The organism is Protofrankia sp. CiP1_Cm_nod4, from assembly GCF_982290645.1.
On sequence record NZ_CEVIVC010000163.1, the window covers coordinates 1 to 4,158 of the forward strand.

Sequence of the window (4,158 nt, forward strand, 5' to 3'; positions counted from 1 at the left end):
GTCTGACCTGCATAAACGGGTTGTCTCATCCGACGAGAAGATCGAGATGTAGCCAACCGTGTAGCCAAGGGGCGCTACCCGTCGTCCCGGTCTTCCACCGTGTCGTCCTTGTGCTTCTTCTTGTGTTGCTTGTCGGTGTCGGCCTCGGGGCCAAGGATGCCGTCCATCGCCGTTGCGGCCGCGCGAAGTCGCTCGGGCAGCACGTGGCCGTACCGCTCCATCGTCATCCTGACCGTGGTGTGGCCGAGGATCTCCATCACGGTCCGCGGTTCGATCCCGGACGCCAGAAGGAACGTCGCGCAGCCATGGCGGAAGTCGTGAAGCCGCAGCCACGGCAGGCCGGCACCGTCACGGAGCTGTTGGACGCGTCGGGTCACGTTCCGTGGCTCCATCGGCGTGCCGACCGTCGAGGCGAAGACGAGCCCGTTGTTCTGCCACGACTCGCCGGCCTTGTTCCGTTCGTCCGCCTGGCGCTTGCGTTGGCGTTCCAGGGCGTCAACGGCGAGCGCCGGTATCGGCACCGTTCGCCGTGAACCGTGCGTCTTCGGCTCGACGAGCCGCAGTTGCCCGCTGACCCGTTGGGCGGAGCGGCGGACCCACAGCGTCCGGGCGTCGAGGTCGACGTCATCCCAGCGGAGGCCGAGCAGCTCACCGCGGCGCAGTCCCATCGTGAGCGCCAGGACGAACAGCGCTTCGAGCCGATCATCTATAGCCAGGGTCAGGAAACGACGTGCATCACTGGTGGTCAGCGTGTGCTGTTCCCCACCGGCCAGGCTCGGCGGGCGAACAGCTTTCGCGACGTTGCGGCTCACCAGCTCCATCCGTTCCGCGTCGGCGAGCGCGGCCCGCAGCACCGCGTGAATCTTCACGAGGCTTGCCGGCTTCATCTGCTCCCGACGTGCCGCGTGCAGACGCCGGACGTGGGCCGGCCCGAGTTTGTCCAGGCGGATCTTTCCGAGCATCGGGACGATGTGGCCGTCGATCGCGTACCGGTACCGGGCGAGAGTGGACGGTCGTGTTCCATCGTGAGACTTGATCTCGTCCATCCAGTAGTCCATCCATTCGGCGACGGTGCGGGACTTCGCCGTGAGGTCCTGGCCCTGATCGGCCGCCTTGCGCAGTTCACGCACCTTGGCAAGGGCTTCCTTCTCGGTCCCCCCGTAGACGACGCGGCGACGCCGCTTCCCGTCGATCCAGCCCAGATCGACCACACCGACCCACCGACCGTCACTTTCACGCTGGTAAAGGGCGCCTTCGCCATGGCTACGCCGACGGCCCCGGCGATCAGGAGCGTTCCGCGTCCGACGTTTCGAGCTCTGGGCATCAGAGCCGGTCGGTTCGTCGTCGGCTGCTCCGGTCGGATCCTGCCGCTTGCCGGACATGATGAAGATCACTCCTTGCCGAAGAAATGATGCGAAGAACGGGAGAGCGCCGGGAGGTTGCGTCCGGCGGTTCGGTGCTCCCGCTCCTCTGGGGCGGGGGAGGGTCCGTCGGGAGCCCGGCCGCGTCCAGGGCGCTATCGCGTCACTGCGTGATCGGCTTCGCCGACCCTGGACCCGTCCGCACTCCCGACGGGTGTAACGCCCACCAGAGGAACGGGAAAGAAATGGGGGAAGGACCGCGAGTCCTGGTCAGCGGGGCTGAGGCTGCGCGGGAACCGTCCGATACGGGCGGAGGTCAGGCAGCCAGCCGCCGGCCGGACCAGGTCTGTGCGGCGGGGGCGTTGCCGGAAGCGTGCTGTCGGGGATCGCGCGGAACACCAGCACGACGTCGACGTCTCCGAGGGCTTCGACGAACACCGCGTCGGTGGGGATCGCGACCGCGGTCCGGGCGATGTCGAACGGGTCGGCGCCCGGTTTGACGGTTATCTCGTAGTAGCCGTGGCCGGGGGCGTCGAGGCGGACGAAGGGCTGTCCGTCGGAGGGGTCGCGCGGGGGGTTGAGGTCAGGCGGAATGATGGGCACGGGTCGGTACTCCCTTGCTCTCGAAGGGGGTGCTGATCAAGGTCCCGGTGTGGTGTTCCCGCACCCGCCGGGACCGCTTTAGAGATCTTTGTGTCTGTACGACCGGAGGCCCACGGGCCGCATCGCCGCGTGTGCTGTACTGCCGAAACTCGGCTGTCCGGTTCGGCGCGGACCAGTATGTGATCATGCGGCGGCCTCCGTGTCCGAGACTCCGCGGAGCCGGTCGACGTAGGCGACGAGCGCCGCCCGCGGGATCCGCCGCGATCGTCCGATGCGGACGGATTCGATCTGCCCCGCCGCCATCAGTTCGTAGACGGTGGACCGGCCGACACCGAGGACCGCGGCGGCTTCGGCCGCGGTCAGGAGGAGCTTGTTCATACGTCCTCGCCGGAATCGTCGTAAGACTCGGAGATCATGCGGCATCGCGGAGTAGCGGGTCGGTTGCCGACACCGGGTCGGGGTGTCCGCGCGCGGCCCGCGCCGCGTCGAGTTGTGCGCGCCACCGGTGCCGGTCCGCGACCGCCCGCAGCAGCAGGTGTTCCCGGCGGGGGGTGGCCGGGTCACCGGGTCGGAGAAGCTGCCAGACCGCCCGGTCGGCGCCGCCGCCCTGGCCGCCGGTGTCGGTGTGGCCGAGGACCGCGAGTTGTTGCCGAACCCAGACTTTCCGATCTTCTTTGTGGTCGGCGAGGGTCTTGCCCGACCACTTCCGGGAGACGAGCACCCGCCGGCCACCGAAGCCGAGGGTTTCCCGCCGGTGGGCCTTGCCCCGGCACCGGCCCGATACCAGCCCGGCCCGTGGGTTCTTCGGCTGCACGCCGTAAAGCAGCCAGTTTGCGCACGTCGGCGAGCAGGGTTCGTAGCGCAGGGCGTCGGCGAGCCTGTCCACGTGCGTCCGCTGCGCGTCGCTGGTCATCGTGTGGCAGGCGTCCAGGCTCTTGGTCAGGTATTTGGTCAGGTAGCCGATCAGCCGGCCGGTGGTGGCGTTGTTCGCGGTCACCCCGTCCGCGCGGACCTGCACCCCGAACCGGACCACGTGTGCGGGTTCGGCATCGTCGCCGAGCGTGTCGAGTGCGGCATCCCAGGTCGGCAGCGGTGCGCCGGTGTCCGGGTCGGTGTAGCCGCCGGCCCGTTCGTCCCAGACCGGCAGCTGGCCGGGGGTGTAGACCGGCCGGTCACACGCCGGCCACCACACCTGGTGATAGGTCGCCGCCGCCACCTGCCGCAGCAGCACCCGCGGGATCGTCCCGCGCATCGCCGCGTGCAGATGCGGCGCCAGCCGCCGTTGCGGCTCCAAGGCCGCGAAGTACTGGACGTCCCAGCCGACCGCCCGGCGCAGGTTCTGCCAGAACCGGTCCACCAGCTTGGGAAAGTGGATCGCATCCCGGGCCGCCCGCCGGTAGTCGTAGCCGTCCGGGTCCACCGGGGTGCCGTCGCCGTTTACCCGGCCGTAGCTGTCGCAGGTGAGCGTGAGGAACATCGACGGCCGCCACACCGTGCCGTCCGCCGCGGTGAATGTCCGGCCCACGGTGCGCCGGTCGACGGGGAGCCGGGGCAGGTCGGGGGCGTCCTGCCGCCGCCGGGTCGATCGGGTCCGCCGGGGCCGCTCCCGGGCCTCCGGGGCGGTCGTGCCGCGGACGCCGAGGTCGGTCAACGCCGCGTCCACCTGGGAGATCAGGTCGTCGGCTTCGGTGATCTGCTCGACGTTGTGGCTGGTGACGGCGTCGACGCGGACGGCTTCGAGATCGGCGCGGAGCCGGACGAGGGTTTTCGCGTCGTCGGTCGGCGGGTCCGGGTCGGGCAACGGTTCGTCGTCGAGGTGCCAGCCGGCCTTGCACTGCGCCATCCGCAGCTTGCGGGCCCGGTCCGCGCACGGCGGGCACTTGCTCGCCAGCGTGGCCCCGCACGGCACCGGGATGGTTTCCGTCTCGCCGGTGGTCAGGTCGATTCTCCGCATGGCCAGCGGCCGGATGCACACCCCGTTGTCGACCGCGACCGCCTCGAGAATCTGCCGGGCCAGCGGCAGCCGCAGCCGCGCCGCCCGACTCCCCGCCGCCGGGTCCGTACTCGAGACGGGGCCGGTCGGACTGTCCGGATGCGCCGACAGTAGGCCGGCGGGGTCCGTTCCGTGCGTCATGCGGCCCGCTCCTCCTGATCCTGGTCGTCGTGGTCTTGGTCGTGGTCGTCGCCGGTCGGG

The 4,158-nt window shown here is 70.0% G+C and carries 4 protein-coding genes; all 4 read right to left on the reverse strand.

Annotated elements, in window-relative coordinates; all coding sequences use genetic code 11:
• Window positions 1–74 precede the first annotated feature (74 nt).
• A complete protein-coding gene (locus AC5LSR_RS21085) occupies window positions 75–1,211 on the reverse strand; it encodes a tyrosine-type recombinase/integrase (protein ID WP_250289514.1) in 1,137 nt (378 codons plus the stop codon).
• A gap of 420 nt (window positions 1,212–1,631) precedes the next feature.
• A complete protein-coding gene (locus AC5LSR_RS21090) occupies window positions 1,632–1,964 on the reverse strand; it encodes a hypothetical protein (RefSeq protein ID WP_250289512.1) in 333 nt (110 codons plus the stop codon).
• A 183-nt stretch (window positions 1,965–2,147) separates the two neighbouring features.
• Window positions 2,148–2,342 (reverse strand): helix-turn-helix domain-containing protein, encoded by a 195-nt coding sequence (locus tag AC5LSR_RS21095; protein WP_250289509.1) that lies wholly within the window; start codon window positions 2,340–2,342, stop codon window positions 2,148–2,150.
• A 34-nt stretch (window positions 2,343–2,376) separates the two neighbouring features.
• The gene (locus AC5LSR_RS21100) at window positions 2,377–4,098 is read right to left on the reverse strand and encodes a replication initiator (protein ID WP_250289507.1); all 1,722 of its coding nucleotides are present in this window, start codon (window positions 4,096–4,098) and stop codon (window positions 2,377–2,379) included.
• Window positions 4,099–4,158: the final 60 nt, after the last annotated feature.

Excerpts from the sequence above, each read along its gene's own strand:
- AC5LSR_RS21095 (WP_250289509.1), bottom strand. The coding sequence starts at position 2,342 with ATGAACAAGCTCCTCCTGACCGCGGCCGAAGCCGCCGCGGTCCTCGGT.
- AC5LSR_RS21100 (WP_250289507.1), bottom strand. The coding sequence starts at position 4,098 with ATGACGCACGGAACGGACCCCGCCGGCCTACTGTCGGCGCATCCGGAC.